Genomic DNA, 18050 nt, shown 5'->3' with positions numbered 1-18050 from the left:
GGAATTCTAGCCTTTTTCAATAATAACAGCAACAAATTAATTTACAGAAAATCAGCATAATAAAAGGTTTTTCCCCTTTTTTGCCTCTTTTGGGTACCAGGACAAAAAACAAACCGCTGAGGCTCAGAGCCCCAACGGTTTTGCTTCCGTAATTATTTAACTGCGTCCTTAAGCGCCTTACCTGGTTTGAATGCAGGTACCTTGCTTGCAGGGATTTCAATCTCTGCGCCAGTTTGTGGGTTACGACCCTTACGTGCTGCACGGCTACGTACTTCAAAAGTACCGAAACCGATGAGTTGTACTTTGTTGCCTTTTGAAAGATCCTTTTCAATTGAACTGAAAACAGCGTCTACTGCTGTTGCAGCATCTTTCTTAGTCAACTTAGCTTTCTTAGCTACTTCTGCAACTAATTCTGCTTTGTTTGCCATTCAATTCACCTCCCGAAGTTTGAACACATTGTTCAGAGTTTATTCCTATTACTAGAAACGAGAAAAATGTTGTTGCCATCACTTTTCTTGTCTTAAAATTATCACAGAAACCGCTTAACAACAAGCTTTTTTTGCAAAAAAGTTGGAAAAAAACGTTATTTTAGAGTTTTTTGGCAATAAAAGGACTCAAAACATGGAAAAGCCCGTCTTTAACTACTTTCTTTCCCGTGGAATAAGCTTAATTGGCGTTCCGGTAAAGTCAAAATTCTGGCGTAACTGATTAATCAAAAATCTCTGGTATGAGAAATGAAGTAGGTCCGGATCGTTGACAAATACCACAAAAGTTGGCGGATTTGTTGCAACTTGAGTCATATAATAAACTCGCAGCCTTTTCCCATTGACCAAAGGCGTTGGTGTTATTCTTGTGGCCTCAAGTAGGAGATCGTTTAATACAGCAGATTGAATCCGTTGATTCTGATTTGCATGAACTTTTTTGACCAATTCTGGTAATTTGGCTATCCTTTGTTTAGTCCTAGCTGACACGAAAACTATTGGTGCGTACTCTAGGTAAGAAAATTCTTGACGGACTTTAGTCTCAAACTCCTTCATCGAATGATTGTCCTTCTCGATGAGATCCCACTTATTGACCACAATCACAATTCCCCGACCAGCTTCATGCGCGTAACCAGCGACATGCTTGTCCTGCTCGATAATTCCGGTTTCGGCATCGATCACTACTAAAACAACATCGGAACGGTCAATCGCACTCAAAGCACGCATGACGGCGTACTTCTCCGTCTTCTCATACACTTTGCCGCGCTTGCGTATTCCGGCAGTATCGACCATCGTAAATTCGGTTCCATCTGCAGTAAATTTGGTGTCAATTGCATCACGAGTCGTACCCTCGATGTCCGACACAATTACGCGCTCCTCGCCAAGCAGGGCATTAACAAGTGACGACTTCCCGACGTTCGGACGGCCGATAAAACTAAATTTGACCGTATCATCTTCCTCTAACTCGTTCTCCTCAGGGAAGTTCTTGATGATCTCGTCAAGTAAATCACCAATTCCTGTACCATGAGCACCGGAAATTGGAATTGGGTCACCTAAGCCCAGGCTGTAGAAGTCAAAAATATCATTTCTTTGTTCTGGATTATCTGCTTTATTAACCGCGAGAATAACCGGTTTGTTGGTTTTGAACAGCATCTTAGCGATAGTCTCATCCATCAGCGTCAAATGAGCCGTTACATCCGTTAGAAAGACAATGACGTCTGCTTCATCAATTGCAACTTCCGCCTGTGCCTTAATCTCCTCGTTAAACTCATCATTACCTAATTGGATACCACCGGTATCGATGAGACTAAAGTTACGTCCGAGCCAATTTGCATGCGCATAAATTCGGTCACGCGTTACACCAGGGGTGTCTTCGACAATCGAAACACGTTCATTGATTATTCTATTAAAAATCGTGGACTTACCAACATTGGGCCTACCCACTATCGCAACTACTGGCGTTTTCATATCTTGAACTCCTCTAAAAAAAGCTGACTTGAGGTCAGCTTAATTGTGTTCGCCTGTACAACCTCTTCCGCCTAGTTCTACATTCTTTGACTTACTTAGTAAATCTTGAATGAATTCACTAGTGCTCAGAAGCTGACCGTACTGGCTCACTAATTGTTTCTATTTCATTTAGTCTTTTAATTGATCACCAATGAGGTCGCCAACCGCAAACCCATTATCTTGATCAGCTAAATACTTCTTAGTCACATCTTCATCAGAATCTGCTTTACTATCATTGTCGTCGGCAGGTTCGTTGACTTGCTTGATTGACAATGAAATTCGTCTTTCATTGGTGTCGATGCTTAGTACCTTAACTTGAACCTTATCACCAACTGCCAGCTTGTCTGAGGGAACCTTGACATGCTCGTTAGCAATTTCAGAAACGTGTACCAAACCTTGGATACCATTTGCAATCTCAACAAAAGCCCCGAAATCAGTTAATGATTTAACTTCACCATCGACGATATCGCCAGGCTTGATTTCGTTAGTCGCCTTTTCAAAAGGTGAGACTTCAGTTTGCTTGATTGAAAGCGAAATACGTTGCTTGTCAGTATCAATACCGATTACCTTAACCTGTATTTCTTGATCAGGTTTCAACACATCACTAGTCTTTTCAACACGCTTGTATGAAATCTCGGAAATATGAACAAGTCCATCCACACCACCAAGATCGACAAATGCGCCAAAGCTGGTTAGACGAGAAACTTTGCCTGTAACCACATCGCCAACCATCAACTTAGATGCAACACGTTCGAAAGCTTCTTCGTGCTCTTGTGCAAGTAGGTCTTTTCTGCTCAACACAAGTCTGTTCTTTGTTGCATCGATTTCTGAAATTTTTAGTTGCAAAGTTTGACCAATGTACGGCTTGAGGTCTGACACGTAGTGATCGCTGATCAGTGATGCCGGTAAGAATCCTCTTGTACCAACATCCACCAATAGGCCACCACGAACTGAGCCTGTAACTTTACCCTCAATAACTTTGCCAGCTTCGAAATCAGCTTCGAGTGCCTTAAAGGCCTCTCTCTCTTTCAAGCGAGTTGTGCTAAAGAGGAATTCACCATTTTCCTTATCACCACTTGCTTTTCTCAGAACTAATGCCTCAAACTGATCGCCAACTTTAACGAGATCTTGCAATTTTGCATTATAATCGTGTGTATATTCTTTCTTTTGAATTGTTCCTTCGACGCCGGCACCGACCACACCAACGACGATTTGGCTATCTTCAACTGTTAACACTTCAACGTTAACAATCTTGCCGACTTCAACCCCATTCATTTCTTGTAGAGCATCCATCATAAAATTATTATTGTCTACCATAAGTACCTCCCAATGTCTCTTTTATATTTTAGAGTAAAACTAAGAATTTTACTAGCTTTTTAGCTATTTTTCTCTTGATTTTTTTTCACCACTGCGATTATTGCCTCAACCACGTCCGAAATTGTCATGTTCGTGGTGTCGATTTCCACAGCATCATGCGCTTTTTTTAGCGGTGAAATGGCCCTGTGAGAGTCTTTGTAGTCCCTCGCGGAAATATCCTGCTCAAGTTGTGCAAGCGCAAGGTTAATTCCTTTTGATTGAAAATCTTCTTGGCGTCTTTTAGCGCGTGACTCAACGCTAGCTGTTAAAAATATTTTAACTTTGGCATTCGGCAATACTGTTGTCCCGATGTCACGGCCATCCATCACGACGTCATGCTCACCAGCTAAATTCCGCTGTAGAGCCACCATCTGCTCCCGAACGCCGGCAATAGCGGATACGGCGGACACATTAGCCGCCACCTCAGGTGTGCGAATGTCGTCTGTCCGATCAATCTGATTGATATAAATATGCTGAACACCATCAATCAAGCGGAAATCGATTATTATAGCTTTGGCCAACGTTGTGATGCTTTCTTCATCGCTTAAAGCAACTCCCCGCTCTATCGCCAATAAGGTAACAGCACGGTACATTGCTCCTGTATCAATATAGATGAATGAGAGCCTTTCGGCGACAATCTTTGAAACAGTACTCTTACCGGCCGAAGCGGGACCGTCTATTGCAACTTGCATTTTTTTCTCCTTAAAAAAGGAAGACTTATCGTCTTCCTAAGTTTATTTGAGTTTTAGGGTCGTACCAGGGTAAATCGGTGATTCTAGTGTCAAATTATTTAACCTCAATAAGTCATCAATACTCACCCCATTAGCTTGGGCAATTGCATACAATGAATCACCCTGAACAGCTGTATAACTATTCGCATTTGTATCAGTTTCCTCAGTGGTTGAACTTGTAGTTGAACTCTGGCTCGACTCTGCATGACTAGCTGATGTTGTTGTGACACTAGAACTCGAACTACTCTTCACAACCTCGCTAGATGATTGTGATTTTTTCGAGCTCGATTTTTGTGACTTTGTCGAGCTCGATTTTTGTGACTTTGTCGAGCTCTCTTTACTGCTCTGACTAGATTGAACAGTCACATCCTTCGCAGTGGGGTTATTGCTCAAGAAATAGTGAAAAGTCGGAAATAAGGCGACAAAAGCGATTGCGATAATTAAAACTACCGCAGCTAGCCGATTTTTCTTCTTTCTTTTATTACCCTGAACCCGCGACAGTTGTTCATGCTTACTGCGATGTTTTCCGGATTGATTCCTTTTTAATTCACTCATGTTGGACTCCTAAAATTACTGTTTAAATTCTAACACACGAGGAATTAAGTTTCCATCTAAATTCATTTCTGGCGGTTAAGATATCTTTGCAGGATCGGAACCAACGAACTCATTAAGATAAAGGTGGCAATTGAAAGCACCAATCCTTTAACCAGATTAAATGGGATGATAGTGAATAAAATATAATTCAACAATGATGTGGTCAGCTTAAACCCAGCCAGAGAAATATACAGTGGTGTCACAATTACATAGTTAAGAACTGAAAGAACAAAGGTTAACATTAATGTGCCTGCGACAAGTCCCGCAATTTTGGTAAAGAACGTCTTATTCTTCTTGGTTAGGTAATAAAGTGGCAGAGCAAAGGAAACTGATGCCGCAAATGCGGCCACATCACCAACTAGTGACATCAAGTTAGCACCCTTAATTAGAAAATCCAACGTGGCTTTGATTAGCGCGATTAGTGTTGCGCCGAGCGGACCATAAATCATGGCCGAAACAGCAACTATCACGTCACTTAGGTCCATCTTCAGATACGGAAAGGCCGGGATGATCGGAAAAGAGAACTGCATTAGGATAAAGGCCATCGCACCAAGCATTGCCCAACTAATCTGGACACTCAACCGACTGTTCTTTTTGATATTTACATTCTTCAACATTTTTCCACCTCAACAAAAATAGTCTGTTGCTTCAGCAACAGACTTCTCCAAAGTGAATAAGCCTGTCTTCTTTTATCTAGACTTTAACTATCGGTGTTGGAAATTAACCAACTCAGCCAGTTTTACCTGGGTCGCGGACTTTACCGCCGGTCGGGAATTGCACCCTGCCCTGAAGACAACATTTATGATATTTGATTACGCTTTCATTCTACAACAAGTTCGCGTAATTTAGCAACCTCTGTTTTAGAAAGTTCACGGTATTGACCAGCCATCAAAGATTGTAAGTCGAGAAATGCATAGCGTTCACGACTTAGCTTCAGTACCGGATGACCAATCTTTTGAAACATTTTCTTGACCTGGTGATACCGTCCCTCGTGAATAATCAATGAGACAACACTGGTGTTGTGGTCATGATTATTGGAAACGACGCGGACCTTTGCTGGTGCCGTCTTCTTACCGTCAACCAGCACACCACGGCGCAGCTGTTTCACCTCAGCGGAATTGTCTAGGATAATTCCTTGCACCTTGGCCGTATACTGCTTCTCTACCTCACCTTTTGGGTGCATTAAGAGATTAGCTAATTCACCGTCATTAGTCAACAATAATGCACCGGAGGTATCATAGTCTAGTCGGCCAACTGGATACAGACGGTATGGCTCGGGCACTAAATCAATCACGGTTTTTCGTTCCTTGTCATCTCGCACCGTTGAGACAACACCCCTTGGTTTGTAGAGCAGAAAGGTATGGTGTCGCTCCTTCTTGATTGGTACACCCATTACCTCAATATTGTCATCTGCACTCACTTTTACACCCAGGGTCTTGATTACTTCTCCGTTAACCGTGACCTGTCCTTGAAGAATCAAATTCTCGGCCTTTCGTCTAGATGTAACGCCCGCAGCCGCAATCACCTTTTGTAGTCTTTCTTCCATCTCATTCCTCGTCTTCTATGGGGGATTCTACTTCATTTCTTTGAAAAAGATCAACTTGACCCTTCTCATCGAAATCATCATCAAAATTTTCTAAAATAGGTAGTTCCTGCAACGATTCGTAGCCAAAATACTGTAGAAAATAGCTCGTGGTCACATACAAATTTGGGTGACCAACTACATCCTTCTTACCATCCACAGTAACTAGACCACGACCAATCAGCGTCTGCAATGCTCCGCTGCTACTTACACCTCTTACATCATCAATCTCTACTCTCGTAATTGGCTGTCGGTAAGCGACAATCGCTAATATTTCAAGTGCCGCTTGACTAAGTGAGTTAGACTGATCCTTTTGGAAATAGTTCTCAACAACTTCGCTGACACTGCTTTTAGTCGTCATTTTATAAGTATTATTGATTTTAATAATCTGTAATGCGCTATTATCATCGTTATCCAGGCGATTCTCTAGATGCTCAATTAATTGACGCACCGCTGGCTGTGCAATACCCAGGACCTCACTGATGACCGCCTGTGTGAGTCCCTCATCACCGCTAACAAACAATAAAGCTTCTAATTCAGTTTCCTTTGACATTAAGCATCCTCATTTTTTTGTAAAATCAAATCAGCAAATTGATTGTGTTGGATAACAATCAAAAACTTCTTGCTGACCAACTCGAGTACTGCCAGAAATAATCCTACCACATAGTTGATGTCTAACTGATTCTCAATCAAGTTAAAGAAGCTTAAACTGCTTTTCTGCTCAAACATCTGCTTGAGGTAGTCCACCTGAAACTCGACCGAGGCCTCACTAATCGTTAGCGTCCCAATTTGCGGACGCCGTAACTGATAGCGTTGCATAATTTGTGCAAAAGTATTACTCAGATCCGTCGACGTCACCACCCCGACTGGCAGTGGCTTCAATAGTTTATCTGGTGGATTGGTGGGCTCTTTGGACTGCACCTTTGGTGTCTCTAAATCTCGCTCTTTGAGAAATACCGCCACCTTCTGAAATAACTCGTACTGTAGCAGCTGGTCGACCAGTTCCTGTCTAGGGTCCACATCCTCATCATATTCACCCTCAACAAAGTCGTTTTTGGGTAAAAGGACGGATGATTTAATGCGTAGCAGTGTCGATGCCAAAACAAAATATTCCCCCGCCAGGTTTAAATTCATTCGTTTCATCTGATTAAGATAGCTTAGATACTGCTGTGTAATTTGTGCAATTGGAATATCGTAGATATCGATTTTCTGTGACTTAATCAGGTGGAGGAGCAAATCTAGTGGCCCCTCAAAGTTGGGTAAGTTAAGTTCCAGGTTATCCATGGTTCTGCCTCGTGAAGTCACTTAATAATCGAGCGTACTCAGGCGTTGCCAGTACCTCGTCGTTTGGAAAGGCATGTGCCAAATCTGCTAACAAATTAAACTCATTTTGTTGATCACGATAATTAGGTGCAAGCGAAATATACCGCAGCATGACAAATTGCTCCGTCATTTGAATACCTACAATACCAACAAAATCTTGATCGGGCTCTGGTCGGTAGAGAAATATTTGGTATTCATCAGTTTGATTATAGAGCTTCATCTCATCCTTTAAATTTCGAATATTTTTGAAATCAGTCAGGTAAGATAGAAAGCCCATTACTATTTTTTCATAATCTTTCTTGTACTTATAAAGCATATTGATCCCTGTCTATGCTCTAGGATGAGCTTCTTGATAAACTTCCAGCAGGCGTTTTTGCGAGACGTGCGTGTAGATTTGGGTAGTCGAGATATCACTATGCCCCAGTAATTCTTGCACCACACGCAAATCAGCGCCATTTTCCAATAAATGAGTTGCAAAAGTGTGCCGCATTGTATGTGGCGTCACATCTTTCGTAATCCCGGCACTAGTTACATAGGTCTTCAGTTTCTTCCAGACTCCCTGACGGGTAAGCTTTCGACCCCGGGCGTTCAAGAAAACAATATCGGTGGCAATCCCAGCGTCTAATAGTTGGCGTTCACGGACCTCACTGAGATACTTCTGTAGCCAGAACAAGGCGACGTTACCAACGGGAATCAGCCGTTCTTTGTTTCCCTTACCCAGAACCTTAATTAATTTAAGATCCAGATGTAGGTTACTCATACTTAAACTGATAATCTCGGAGACCCGCATACCTGTAGCGTATAGAAGCTCGAGGAGTGCACGATCACGCAAACCAAGAGAGGTTGTAGTATTGGGCTGTTCTATCAGTCGTTCAACCTCGGAAACACTGAGCACAACCGGTAAATGTCGTTCGTGTTTCGGTGAATCGATCTCTTGCATGGGATCAATCTCCACGATTTCCTCTTTGATTAACCACTGGTAAAACTTTCTAAGAGCCGAAATCATGCGGCTTACGGAACTTGTTTTCTTCTGCTGGTCACGTTGCGTCGCTAAGAAGTAGTCAATGGTGACTGCCGGTACCTGAAAGGTGGTAAGCCCTTGACCAGCCAAGAAATTGGTATACTCTGTCAAATCCTGGCGGTACGCGACGATTGAATTATGGGATAATCCGCGTTCTAAGCGGGCAAATCGTAGGTAATCAGCGATAATTTCATTCAGCTTCGTCATGGTCAACTAACTTAATCTCATGCTTCTCTTTATCTTGCGTGATCAATCTATTCTTCAATAGGTGCCCGATGGCCCGTTTGAAGCTAGACTTGCTAATTCCAAAATGCTGTTTAATATCTTCCGCCGCACTAGAATCCGCAAATGGTAGTGTTTTATCTGCTGTGCGCTTGATCATCATCAAGATCATCTGCGCATCGTCATCAATCACCTCAAAGCTTTGCGGTAAAGTACTCAGATTGAGTCGACCATGACTGCCTTCGCCAATTACCCGCGCCTCTAAAACTTCACCCAAGCGTGGAACTTGGAGTAATTGAGATTCATGAATAAAAGTCAGATAGTAGTCACTTGATAAGGCAAAAGCGCCAACAAATCTACTTGCATAAACGGTAACTTTGAGATTTTTGTGCTCCATTCCCTTCGGAAATTTCACGGCAAGTTGTTGAAAAATTGCATCGTCAGCTAGTTTGGCCCAGAGCCGATTCTTATGGTCCTCCTCTAAGGCAACCAGGAGCTGGTCACCTGCTTTAGGCCATTTCGGGTGATCTAGCGGCAAGTCATCGAGTGAAACCACAACGTCCTTATCAGGTAAGCCGATATCAACAAATACGCCGAGATCTTTGCGGACGTCAGTCACCGTTCCCCAGCCATATTGGTCAACTTGTGCCCGTGGATAATATTGGGTCATGACCATCTCACGTTCACGATTCTCATAGACAAATCCCTGTACCGTATCTCCGAGCTCAAGGATTCGTTCGTCGGTCGCAACCGCGTTTTTAGCAAGGCAAAAAGTAATGCCAGCAGTCTGGACGAAAAACGCCTCTTGATTTAGATCTATAACTTTTCCATTAACAATTTGTCCTAACAAGTTTCCACCTTAATTTCGTTTAAGTTTGATTTGACCTTATAACCCTTAATTATAGAGTATTCGAGGACAAAATAAAATAGCCAGCTCAATCGAGCTGACTATTTAGCGAATGCGTGAATTACATGTTAACAGCTTCACCACGGTAGATTGCTCCACGACGTGAATCAACGGTAATCTTCTCACCATTCTTAATCTTAGTAGTTGCTTCTGAAGCACCAACTACGACTGGAATGCCAAGTGAGATACCAACGATTGAAGCATGTGATGTTAAACCACCATTTTCAACTATTAAAGCACTTGCCTTCTTAATTGCAGGCAGGTAGTCCTTATCAGTTGTCTTTGTTACGAGGATGTCACCATCTTTGATGTTGTTATTAGCATCATCAGCGTTATCTGCAACTAAAGCAGTACCAATTACTGATTGTTCGCCAACACCGATACCTTGCGCCAACTTAGAACCAATCAATTGAAGCTTCATCACGTTAGTTGTACCAGATTCACCAACAGGAACGCCGGCAACGATGATTACTAGATCGCCATCTTCAACTAAACCAGTTTCTTTAGCAACTTCCGTTGCTTTGTCGAACATGTCATCAGTTGATGAAGGACGGTTAGTCAAGACTGGGTAAACACCCCATTGAACAGTTAATGAACGTTGAACTTTTTCATCAAAAGTAAGGGCAACGATATCAGCACTGGGACGGTACTTAGAAATCATTCTTGCTGTGTAACCAGAGTTAGTAGCTGTAATAATTGTCTTCACACCAAGTTCTTCTGCAGCCCGGACAACTGACTCACCAACGGCTTCGGTCACATTTGAACCTGAGTAGTCTTCAAATCGTTGCAGAGCTAAAGTATTTCTTTGGTCCATCTGTTCCTCAGTCCGCAAGTTGATGTCGTTCATTGCCTTAACGGCTTCATATGGGTAGTCACCGTTTGCTGATTCACCAGAAAGCATAGTTGCATCAGTACCATCCATCACAGCGTTAGCAACGTCAGTTACTTCAGCACGTGTAGGACGTGGGTTTTCTTGCATTGAATCCAACATTTGGGTAGCAGTAATAACTGGCTTACCAAGTGCGTTGCACTTTCTGATTAAGTCCTTTTGAACAAATGGCACGTTCACGAAAGGAATTTCCACACCCATGTCACCACGAGCAACCATTAAACCGTCAGATACTTTCAAGATTGAGTCAATGTTGTCGATACCTTCTTGTGATTCAATCTTAGGGAAAATCTTAATGTGCTCAGCGTGCTTTTCTTCAAGAATTTCACGGATATCTAAGACATCTTGTGCTTTTCTTACGAATGAAGCCGCGATAAAGTTAATACCTTGCTCAATACCAAAACGAATGTCATCGGCATCTTTTTCGGTGATTCCTGGGAGGCGAATCTCAACACCAGGTGCGTTAACACCCTTCCGTGAACCGATTAAGCCAGGGTTTTGTGCTTTAGTAACTAATTCGCGGTTAGCTTCGTCTTTTTCAGTAATCAAAAGATCAACCAAACCATCATCGATGAGCACATGTCCACCAACATGAGTATCAGCGTATAGTCCAGGATAAGTAACTGCAATCTTCTCTGGAGTACCTTCAAGAGTGTCATCCATTGAAATCCGGAGTACGTGGCCAGTTTCAACCTCGAACTTGCCATCTTTTTGAGGTGTAGTTCTGATTTCTGCACCCTTAGTATCAAGTAGTATACCAACAAGCTTGCCAGTTTCCTTCTCGGCTTGTCTTACAAGTTCCATTCTTTCAGCTTGTTCAGCATGGTCACCATGTGAGAAGTTGAAACGGAAAACATTTGCACCTGCTTCGATTAATGACTTGATGGTTGCAAGGTCATTACTTGCGGGTCCTAATGTGCTGACAATTTTTGTTCTTTTCATATTCGAAAATCTCCTTTTAAGTTACAGATATTATTTAGCCAAAACCTTATTCATGTCATACAGTGACATATCACCATGATGCTTCTCTTCAAAGAGTTCAAGCATACTGTGACTAGTAATCTTGTTGTTCTCAATTCCAACAGCAAGACCGCCTTTACCATCGAGCAACAACTCAACAGCGTGAACGCCAAGTTTGGTAGCCAACACACGGTCTTGTGTGGTAGGTGAACCGCCACGCATCATGTGTCCCAAAGTATTTGCACGAGCATCGAAATCGCCGTACTTCAACAATTCATCTTTGAATTTCTCTGCTGACATTACACCTTCAGCCAATACAACGATTCCGTGACTTTTGCCGTTTGCTAAGCCTTGCTTAAGGTTATCAGCGATTTCCTGCATGTCATAATCACGTTCTGGAATCACTATTGCGTCTGCACCACTTGCAACACCGGCCCACATTGCAATATCACCGCAATTTCTTCCCATGACATTAACGATAAATACACGTTGATGACTTGAAGCAGTGTCACGAATCTTATCAATGGCGTCAATCGCAGTACGACAGGCAGAGTCAAAACCGATAGTGAAGTCTGTGTAAGGAACGTCATTATCGATGGTACCAGGTAAGCCGATTGCGTTATAACCATGTTCAGTTAGACGCAATGCTCCATGGTAAGAACCATCTCCGCCAATTACTACAAGTGCTTCAATCCCGAACTTTTCAAGCTGTTCGATCCCCTTAAGTTGACCTTCAACCTGAGCAAATTCTGGATACCGGGCTGAGTATAAGAAAGTTCCACCACGATTAATTTTGTCAGCTACGGTTGCCGAAGTCATTTGGAAAATATCTCCAGCAACTAGTCCAGCATAACCATAATTAATCCCGAAAACCTCTAATCCTGAGTCGAGCGCCTTACGAGCTACGGCGCGGACGGCTGCATTCATACCAGGAGCGTCGCCACCACTAGTTAAAATACCTATCCGTTTCATGAATTCACCTCAAATATTATTCTTTTTTTATTACTCACAACGGTGTTAATGATATCATTTATCTGCCGAAAAGTCTTTAAAAAACCGTGATATTTCGGAGTTTGTAAACTTTTTCTCATGATTTCGCTTTCATGATTTCATCACATTTTAACTATCATTAGTGTTAATCCTTCTTTGAAAAATTAAATTTTTTCAGGTTGTTCAAAATGTGTTGCTGCGCGTGAATATCGTACCGATCGGCCTGGGTTTTCAACCGTAATAGATAAACTTGCTGTTCAGAAAGCTCGGCTTTTATATCCCGATAAATCTGTGGAAATGCGGTCACTTCTAGCTGATTAATCCCATCTGTGAACGTTAGAAACGCCATCTGCTCATTTTTCTTAGTTAGGATTTGATGATATTTAAGTAGTTTCCCAACTATCAGCTGCATCTGATTAATTTCCAACTTGTCAAACGTAACAGCATTCAGTTTTTGAGCATACTTTTGTGCATCAATTAACAAGTTCTGACTAAAGCTGATACCAAGGACCTCTTCCTCCATTGCCGACTTCTCATTCAGATCGAAATCTGGTAAGTCCTCTAGTTTGGGCTCTAATATATCGAAGATGGACGTATTGTTCCCCGAGAGCTTGATTGCTTGAACCGCATCCGAGACGCTGTTCAATAGCTGATGCCTGTTTGGAGCCAGCTCGTCGAATGCACCAGACTTAACAATATTCTCAATTACCTCCACTCGGAGAAACTGCGGTTCAATTCTTTGCAAAAAGTCCGTTAAATCACGAAACGGCCCCGCCGTGCCCTGTCTTTTAGCGATAATGTCCTTTACGAGATTTAGCGCTACCCCTTTAATAGACGTCAGACCCATTGAAATCACACCTGCACTATAGATGTAGGATATCCCACTTGTGTTTATATTTGGCCCTGCCAACTTAATTCCTTGATATTGGGCTGAGCTCATATACAGGTTACTTTTTACCAAGTTCTTCTGATTCAAATTCAACTGGCTGGCGTAGAAATCACCGGGAAAATGCACCTTAAAATAAGCAAGCCAAAAGGCAAGCATGCTATAGGCCACTGCGTGAGACTTGTTGAAGCCGTAGCCACCAAATCGCTCGATATATTCAAAAACGGTGACGGCAATCTTTTTAGCGTGTCCGCGTTCAACAGCACCACGAATGAACTTCTGTTTCTGCTCCTCTAATAACGCGACCTTTTTCTTCGAGATTGCACGCCGCAACAGATCCGCATCAGCCAGTGAAAAACCTGCAAATACACGTGCCACCTGCATTACCTGTTCTTGGTAAAGCATGATGCCGTATGTTTCCTTAAGAAAAGGCTCTAAAGTTGGATCGAGGTAATTGATTTGCTCCTGCCCGTGCTTACGCGCGACGAAATGCGGAATATTGACCGAAGGACCGGGACGATTCAACGCGTTTGCTGCTACAATATCGAGAAAACTATCTGGCTTAATTTGGCGGAGCATCCGCTTAACGTCCTCGGTATTATCAAACTGGAATATTCCCTCGGTGTCGCCTCGCGCAAAGAGTGCCAGTGTCTCCTTGTCATCAAGTGGAATCTTCTCTAAGACAATATTAGTACCGTTTTGCTTCACTGACTGCACAATACTATCTAATAGTGTTAGGTTACTTAATGCTAAGAAATCAATTTTCAAAAGCCCGATTTTTTCAACAAAAGTCATCGTTTGTTGAGTAAGCGGGATTGAATTGGTGCTACCGGCCTGTAGCCCAACGGTCTCTACTAGTGACCCATCCGTAAGCACGATGCCGGCAGCATGCGTAGAACTGTTCCGCGGTAGTCCTTCAATCAAGCGGGCCGTATCAAAAATCAGCTGATTCTGCGGTGAACTCTTGACGATCGTTTGGAGTTTTTTTGATTTGGCAAACGCCGCACTCAAAGTCTGCTCACCTGTTTGGCCTAATGCCTCAGACCACCGTTTCATCTCGAATTCACTTTGACCAAAAACTCGTCCCGTATCGCGTACCGCTTGTTTCATTCCGAATGTACCAAAAGTAATAATTTGCGCTACGTGATCTAGGCCATACTTAGTAAACATATAGTCCAAAACGCGTTCACGATCCTTATCTGGAAGATCAAGGTCGATATCCGGCATCTGTGCTCGAGCAGGATTCAAGAATCGCTCAAAGATGAGACCGTACTTGATAGGGTCAACACCAGTAATCTGTAACGCATATGACACCAGTGAACCAGCTGCCGATCCTCGCCCGGGGCCAGTCATGATGTACTCGTGGTGGGCGAATCTGACCACGTCCCAAACAATGAGGAAGTAGTCAGCAAAGCCCATTGAATTAATCACAGCCAACTCAGACTGAATTCGCGTGCGATATTCCTTTGGCACGGGTTGATTCTTAAACCTGAAACGGAGACCCCGTTCAACTAGGTCGAGCAGATACTCGCTTGATGTCGCAAACTTATCTTGTTTAAAAACTGGTAGACGCCGTTTAACCGGTTCAAGTTGGACGTTACAAGCAGCAGCGATCATCTCAGTATTGCGTACCGCGTCATCGAGTTCAAATTTGTGGTAGCGCTGTGCCACATCCTGTGGAGTAAGTAGCGCATGACTACCCTTCATCTTAGCTAATGCAGGTGCATCCACAATCTTGTCATTCGCACCAATTGCTACCAATACTTTTCGCTCAAACTGATTGATGTCGTCACGATATAAGACATCTTCTAGCGCAACCAGTGGTACATCGTACTGCTTCTCTAACTGGCGTAATGTAGCCACATAATTTCTTGTCTCATCGGCTGCATAAACACCCAAATAGAGACTGCTAGATGTAGGGATTAACGTCAAAAAATCTCGCATATAAGTATCAATTAACTGGTGGTTCGCCTGATCAAGATACACTAGTTCGCTGGTCGCATTTGCTGGGGTAATGATAAACAGGTGGGATAAGTACTTATGCACCTTGTCTAGAGGCTGTGGTTCCTTTTGTAACGCAGAGTATGACGATAATTTAAGTAAATTCTGGTACCCAATCTGGTCCTTAGCAATAAAAATCAGGTTAAAATTAGCCGATTGATCAACCACGCCTTTAACGCTCAGCTGAACCCCAAATATGGGTTTAATACCCGCTGCCTGTGCCAGTTCGTTAAATTGCAGGAAACCATAGGTGTAATTATAATCAGTCAGTGCAATTGAATCATAGCCCTTTTCTACGGCATCCTGAACCAAATCGGCCACAGTAGTAGGACCCTGCAACAAGCTATACGCGCTAATATTTTGTAAACTGACAAATGCCATTTAATTCACCTCTAGGTTTAATTATAGCAAACAACATCATGCTAAACATTGAAAAGCTCTGTGTAATTTGGTAAGATGCTAAGCGAAAGAAGGATATAATTATGCGCTATATTGTCACAACAGTCTGGGCAATTCTGTTTACAATGATTATTGGTTTCATTGCATCAGCATTGACCAGCATGGATTTCAACCCCATGCAATCAGTTATTATTGGAGCCATCTTCGGCCTGTTCTTTAACGTAATCCCTTATATCATGGATAAATCAGTTAAGGCAAAATAAAATTCCTGAATAATTATTCAGGAATTTTTTGTATACTTTTTTATTTTGTTAGGCCAGACTATATAATTCTGTAGTTCTTGGCTCGTTCAACCTTAACAGGAGAATTGTGTCTGAGATAATCTTCCATAATCTCGGTGATCTCTGGTTCGTACTCGGCCACAATCTTCAAGTCGGGATAAACGGGATATGTTCCACCACCCATGGCGCGGTACTTGCTGACCACGAGTGTGAATATTTGTTGATCTGTGATGGGCTGACCATTAAATTCTAGTCGCGTGACGCGCGTGCCTAATGGTCGATCAACCTCAATCTGATAATTAATCGGATAGAAGGAATCAAAGTGATATAGCTGGTACTTGGGTTCTAGGAATTTCTTGGCAAATGAAATCTCGCCAGTCCGCTGATTCTTAACAAAGAACGTTGCGGTATATTCTAGAATACTGCGCAACTGGGCGCCGCTAAGCTCTAACTTAACTAATTGATTTGAATATGGATAATTCAGTAAGAGATACCGCTTAGAAACCTGCTGAGGTAGTCCCGGAGCATCTTCTTTGATAATGGAAGCAGCTGAGATGTCTGCATCCGTGAGACTTAACTGGACCTGATGAATAAAATTAAGATATGGATCATCATTGATGCGCGCTTTAGCACCAGATTCCAGTTTGAGCGGCTCCGTGAGTGACCCAACTGGTTTATCAAGCCAATCTTCTACAGCATCATTAAACATCGTTAGCTGATCACGTAGTTTATGCTCCACCTCATAATTAGCAGTTTTAAGTAGCTGCGGTGTTTTTTTCTTGATTACAGCCTGGCCGTCCTCAAACTCATACTCTATCTCAACCATGGTGACATCTTTAGCCTGATAACCCGGCTGGACCACCACAACATCATTGACAACCGTTGCGATCTCACGGTGTTGGTGGCCAGTAAGTAAGACGTCAATTCCGGCGACTTCTTGTAAAATCGCGTAGCCCTGATTCTCACCAGTTATCCGCTCAGTCGGCTCACCCGTTACTAAATCACTTTCAAAGCCACCGTGATAGCTGACAATCACCAAGTCAGCATGTTTTCGTACCTGTGGAACTATCCTCTTTAAGGTGTCAACCACATCCAGAAATTCTAAGTTATGAATGTGCGCTGGGCTCTCCCAATGAGGAATATATTTCGTCGTCACACCAATGACGGCAATTTTCAGCCCGCCACGCTCAATCAGCGCAAATTCTTCGCCCATAAATGGCTGGCGTGTTGATTTATCTATAATGTTCGCATTAATCAGTTTCCTGTTGGCAACCGCGAAATTTGCCGTAAGCAACTCAGTTCCGTAATTAAAGTCGTGATTACCCAGTACCCCAAAGTCATAATCCAGTGCATTATAAGCACTTTGAAAATCCGCAATTGCTGCGCTACTTCTCAAGTGCGTCATATATGATGCTAGAGCAGATCCCTGTAGGGTGTCCCCATTTTCGATACTTACTACTTGTCCACGCCCATAACTGTGATAGACCTGATCAAAGACGGTTTTGGCCCGTAACAAGCCGAAAGAATCGCTGTAATCGCCGCGCACCAAATAATTTCCGGGGAAGATATATCCATGTGTGTCGCTTGTTTCTAAAATAGCCAGTTTCATTTACTCACCACATATTATTACTATTCTAAACTAAAAAAAGACACCTACCGGTGTCTAAATTAATTGTTTTCTTGTTCAGCGTTAACAACTTGACGACCCTTGTAGTAACCACTTGGTGAAACTCTGTGGCTCAAACGGTATTCGCCGATAGTTGCATCATAATGCATTGAAGGAACACTCAATTTAATGTGTCCACGACGTTGACGCTTCTTTTGCTTTGATGTTCTGCGTGCTGGAACTGCCATGTCAAAAACTCCTTTATTATATAATCTTCGTGAAAACTTATCACTAAGCGGTGTATAAACAACTCA

General features: G+C 42.6%; 18 protein-coding genes and 1 riboswitch. Of the genes, 1 reads left to right on the top strand and 17 read right to left on the bottom strand.

From position 1 onward, the window contains the following. Positions 1-152: 152 nt before the first annotated feature. The 15 genes from LA20533_RS07880 to LA20533_RS07810 all read right to left on the bottom strand — a co-directional run bounded on the left by LA20533_RS07880 (position 153) and on the right by LA20533_RS07810 (position 15831). Positions 153-428, bottom strand: coding sequence for an HU family DNA-binding protein (locus LA20533_RS07880; RefSeq protein ID WP_054745118.1), 276 nt, complete (start codon positions 426-428; stop codon positions 153-155). A 213-nt stretch (positions 429-641) separates the two neighbouring features. After that, the gene (gene der / locus LA20533_RS07875; RefSeq protein ID WP_056946107.1) at positions 642-1949 is read right to left on the bottom strand and encodes a ribosome biogenesis GTPase Der; all 1308 of its coding nucleotides are present in this window, start codon (positions 1947-1949) and stop codon (positions 642-644) included. Positions 1950-2117: 168 nt separating this feature from the next. Then, positions 2118-3305, bottom strand: a complete 1188-nt coding sequence (rpsA, locus tag LA20533_RS07870; RefSeq protein WP_054745121.1) for a 30S ribosomal protein S1 — start codon at positions 3303-3305, stop codon at positions 2118-2120. Positions 3306-3364: 59 nt separating this feature from the next. After that, positions 3365-4036 (bottom strand): (d)CMP kinase, encoded by a 672-nt coding sequence (gene cmk / locus LA20533_RS07865; protein WP_056946106.1) that lies wholly within the window; start codon positions 4034-4036, stop codon positions 3365-3367. Positions 4037-4078: 42 nt separating this feature from the next. Further along, on the bottom strand, positions 4079-4630 hold the full coding sequence (locus tag LA20533_RS07860; RefSeq protein ID WP_056946105.1) for a LysM peptidoglycan-binding domain-containing protein: 552 nt from the start codon (positions 4628-4630) through the stop codon (positions 4079-4081). Positions 4631-4692: 62 nt separating this feature from the next. After that, complete coding sequence (locus LA20533_RS07855; RefSeq protein ID WP_054745127.1) at positions 4693-5286, bottom strand: ECF transporter S component; 594 nt, start codon at positions 5284-5286, stop codon at positions 4693-4695. A gap of 60 nt (positions 5287-5346) precedes the next feature. Further along, a riboswitch (FMN riboswitch) is annotated at positions 5347-5467 on the bottom strand. A gap of 22 nt (positions 5468-5489) precedes the next feature. Then, positions 5490-6215 (bottom strand): pseudouridine synthase, encoded by a 726-nt coding sequence (locus LA20533_RS07850; RefSeq protein ID WP_054745129.1) that lies wholly within the window; start codon positions 6213-6215, stop codon positions 5490-5492. Position 6216: 1 nt separating this feature from the next. Continuing rightward, complete coding sequence (gene scpB / locus LA20533_RS07845; RefSeq protein WP_054745131.1) at positions 6217-6804, bottom strand: SMC-Scp complex subunit ScpB; 588 nt, start codon at positions 6802-6804, stop codon at positions 6217-6219. Continuing rightward, positions 6804-7535 (bottom strand): segregation and condensation protein A, encoded by a 732-nt coding sequence (locus tag LA20533_RS07840; RefSeq protein WP_056946104.1) that lies wholly within the window; start codon positions 7533-7535, stop codon positions 6804-6806. Before LA20533_RS07840 ends, scpB begins: the two co-directional genes overlap by 1 nt. Continuing rightward, a complete protein-coding gene (locus LA20533_RS07835) occupies positions 7528-7890 on the bottom strand; it encodes a hypothetical protein (RefSeq protein WP_056946103.1) in 363 nt (120 codons plus the stop codon). Before LA20533_RS07835 ends, LA20533_RS07840 begins: the two co-directional genes overlap by 8 nt. 12 nt (positions 7891-7902) lie before the next feature. Continuing rightward, positions 7903-8802: a site-specific tyrosine recombinase XerD gene (gene xerD, locus LA20533_RS07830; protein ID WP_054745313.1), complete on the bottom strand. Its 900-nt coding sequence runs from the start codon at positions 8800-8802 to the stop codon at positions 7903-7905. After that, positions 8786-9667, bottom strand: a complete 882-nt coding sequence (locus LA20533_RS07825; protein ID WP_054745135.1) for a S1-like domain-containing RNA-binding protein — start codon at positions 9665-9667, stop codon at positions 8786-8788. The genes xerD and LA20533_RS07825 overlap by 17 nt, the downstream gene beginning before the upstream one ends. A 118-nt stretch (positions 9668-9785) precedes the next feature. Beyond that, entirely contained in the window at positions 9786-11555 is a 1770-nt protein-coding gene (pyk, locus tag LA20533_RS07820; protein ID WP_054745136.1) for a pyruvate kinase, read from the bottom strand. Between the two features lie 30 nt (positions 11556-11585). Then, positions 11586-12545 carry a 6-phosphofructokinase gene (gene pfkA, locus LA20533_RS07815; RefSeq protein ID WP_056946102.1) on the bottom strand — a complete coding sequence of 320 codons (960 nt, stop codon included), beginning with the start codon at positions 12543-12545 and terminating at the stop codon, positions 11586-11588. A 163-nt stretch (positions 12546-12708) separates the two neighbouring features. Continuing rightward, the gene (locus LA20533_RS07810) at positions 12709-15831 is read right to left on the bottom strand and encodes a DNA polymerase III subunit alpha (protein WP_056946101.1); all 3123 of its coding nucleotides are present in this window, start codon (positions 15829-15831) and stop codon (positions 12709-12711) included. Between the two features lie 101 nt (positions 15832-15932). Here LA20533_RS07810 and LA20533_RS07805 point away from each other — a divergent pair, with 101 nt between their 5' ends. Beyond that, complete coding sequence (locus LA20533_RS07805; protein WP_054745147.1) at positions 15933-16112, top strand: YjzD family protein; 180 nt, start codon at positions 15933-15935, stop codon at positions 16110-16112. A gap of 58 nt (positions 16113-16170) precedes the next feature. Here the strand turns inward: LA20533_RS07805 and LA20533_RS07800 are convergent, their stop codons facing one another. Then, entirely contained in the window at positions 16171-17739 is a 1569-nt protein-coding gene (locus tag LA20533_RS07800; RefSeq protein WP_056946100.1) for a bifunctional metallophosphatase/5'-nucleotidase, read from the bottom strand. 59 nt (positions 17740-17798) lie between these two features. Further along, positions 17799-17984, bottom strand: coding sequence for a 50S ribosomal protein L32 (gene rpmF / locus LA20533_RS07795; RefSeq protein ID WP_054745149.1), 186 nt, complete (start codon positions 17982-17984; stop codon positions 17799-17801). Positions 17985-18050 lie beyond the last annotated feature (66 nt).

The sequence above is a fragment of the Amylolactobacillus amylophilus DSM 20533 = JCM 1125 genome (assembly GCF_001936335.1).
Lineage (GTDB): Bacteria > Bacillota > Bacilli > Lactobacillales > Lactobacillaceae > Amylolactobacillus > Amylolactobacillus amylophilus.
This window is presented reverse-complemented; position numbering and strand designations above follow the sequence as displayed.

Coding starts and splice junctions, on each gene's coding strand:
- LA20533_RS07860 (WP_056946105.1), bottom strand. CDS start 4,630: ATGAGTGAATTAAAAAGGAATCAATCCGGAAAACATCGCAGTAAGCAT.
- LA20533_RS07810 (WP_056946101.1), bottom strand. CDS start 15,831: ATGGCATTTGTCAGTTTACAAAATATTAGCGCGTATAGCTTGTTGCAG.
- cmk (WP_056946106.1), bottom strand. CDS start 4,036: ATGCAAGTTGCAATAGACGGTCCCGCTTCGGCCGGTAAGAGTACTGTT.
- LA20533_RS07850 (WP_054745129.1), bottom strand. CDS start 6,215: ATGGAAGAAAGACTACAAAAGGTGATTGCGGCTGCGGGCGTTACATCT.
- rpsA (WP_054745121.1), bottom strand. CDS start 3,305: ATGGTAGACAATAATAATTTTATGATGGATGCTCTACAAGAAATGAAT.
- pyk (WP_054745136.1), bottom strand. CDS start 11,555: ATGAAAAGAACAAAAATTGTCAGCACATTAGGACCCGCAAGTAATGAC.
- scpB (WP_054745131.1), bottom strand. CDS start 6,804: ATGTCAAAGGAAACTGAATTAGAAGCTTTATTGTTTGTTAGCGGTGAT.
- rpmF (WP_054745149.1), bottom strand. CDS start 17,984: ATGGCAGTTCCAGCACGCAGAACATCAAAGCAAAAGAAGCGTCAACGT.
- LA20533_RS07800 (WP_056946100.1), bottom strand. CDS start 17,739: ATGAAACTGGCTATTTTAGAAACAAGCGACACACATGGATATATCTTC.
- LA20533_RS07805 (WP_054745147.1), top strand. CDS start 15,933: ATGCGCTATATTGTCACAACAGTCTGGGCAATTCTGTTTACAATGATT.
- LA20533_RS07855 (WP_054745127.1), bottom strand. CDS start 5,286: ATGTTGAAGAATGTAAATATCAAAAAGAACAGTCGGTTGAGTGTCCAG.
- pfkA (WP_056946102.1), bottom strand. CDS start 12,545: ATGAAACGGATAGGTATTTTAACTAGTGGTGGCGACGCTCCTGGTATG.
- LA20533_RS07840 (WP_056946104.1), bottom strand. CDS start 7,535: ATGGATAACCTGGAACTTAACTTACCCAACTTTGAGGGGCCACTAGAT.
- xerD (WP_054745313.1), bottom strand. CDS start 8,802: ATGACGAAGCTGAATGAAATTATCGCTGATTACCTACGATTTGCCCGC.
- LA20533_RS07835 (WP_056946103.1), bottom strand. CDS start 7,890: ATGCTTTATAAGTACAAGAAAGATTATGAAAAAATAGTAATGGGCTTT.
- LA20533_RS07880 (WP_054745118.1), bottom strand. CDS start 428: ATGGCAAACAAAGCAGAATTAGTTGCAGAAGTAGCTAAGAAAGCTAAG.
- der (WP_056946107.1), bottom strand. CDS start 1,949: ATGAAAACGCCAGTAGTTGCGATAGTGGGTAGGCCCAATGTTGGTAAG.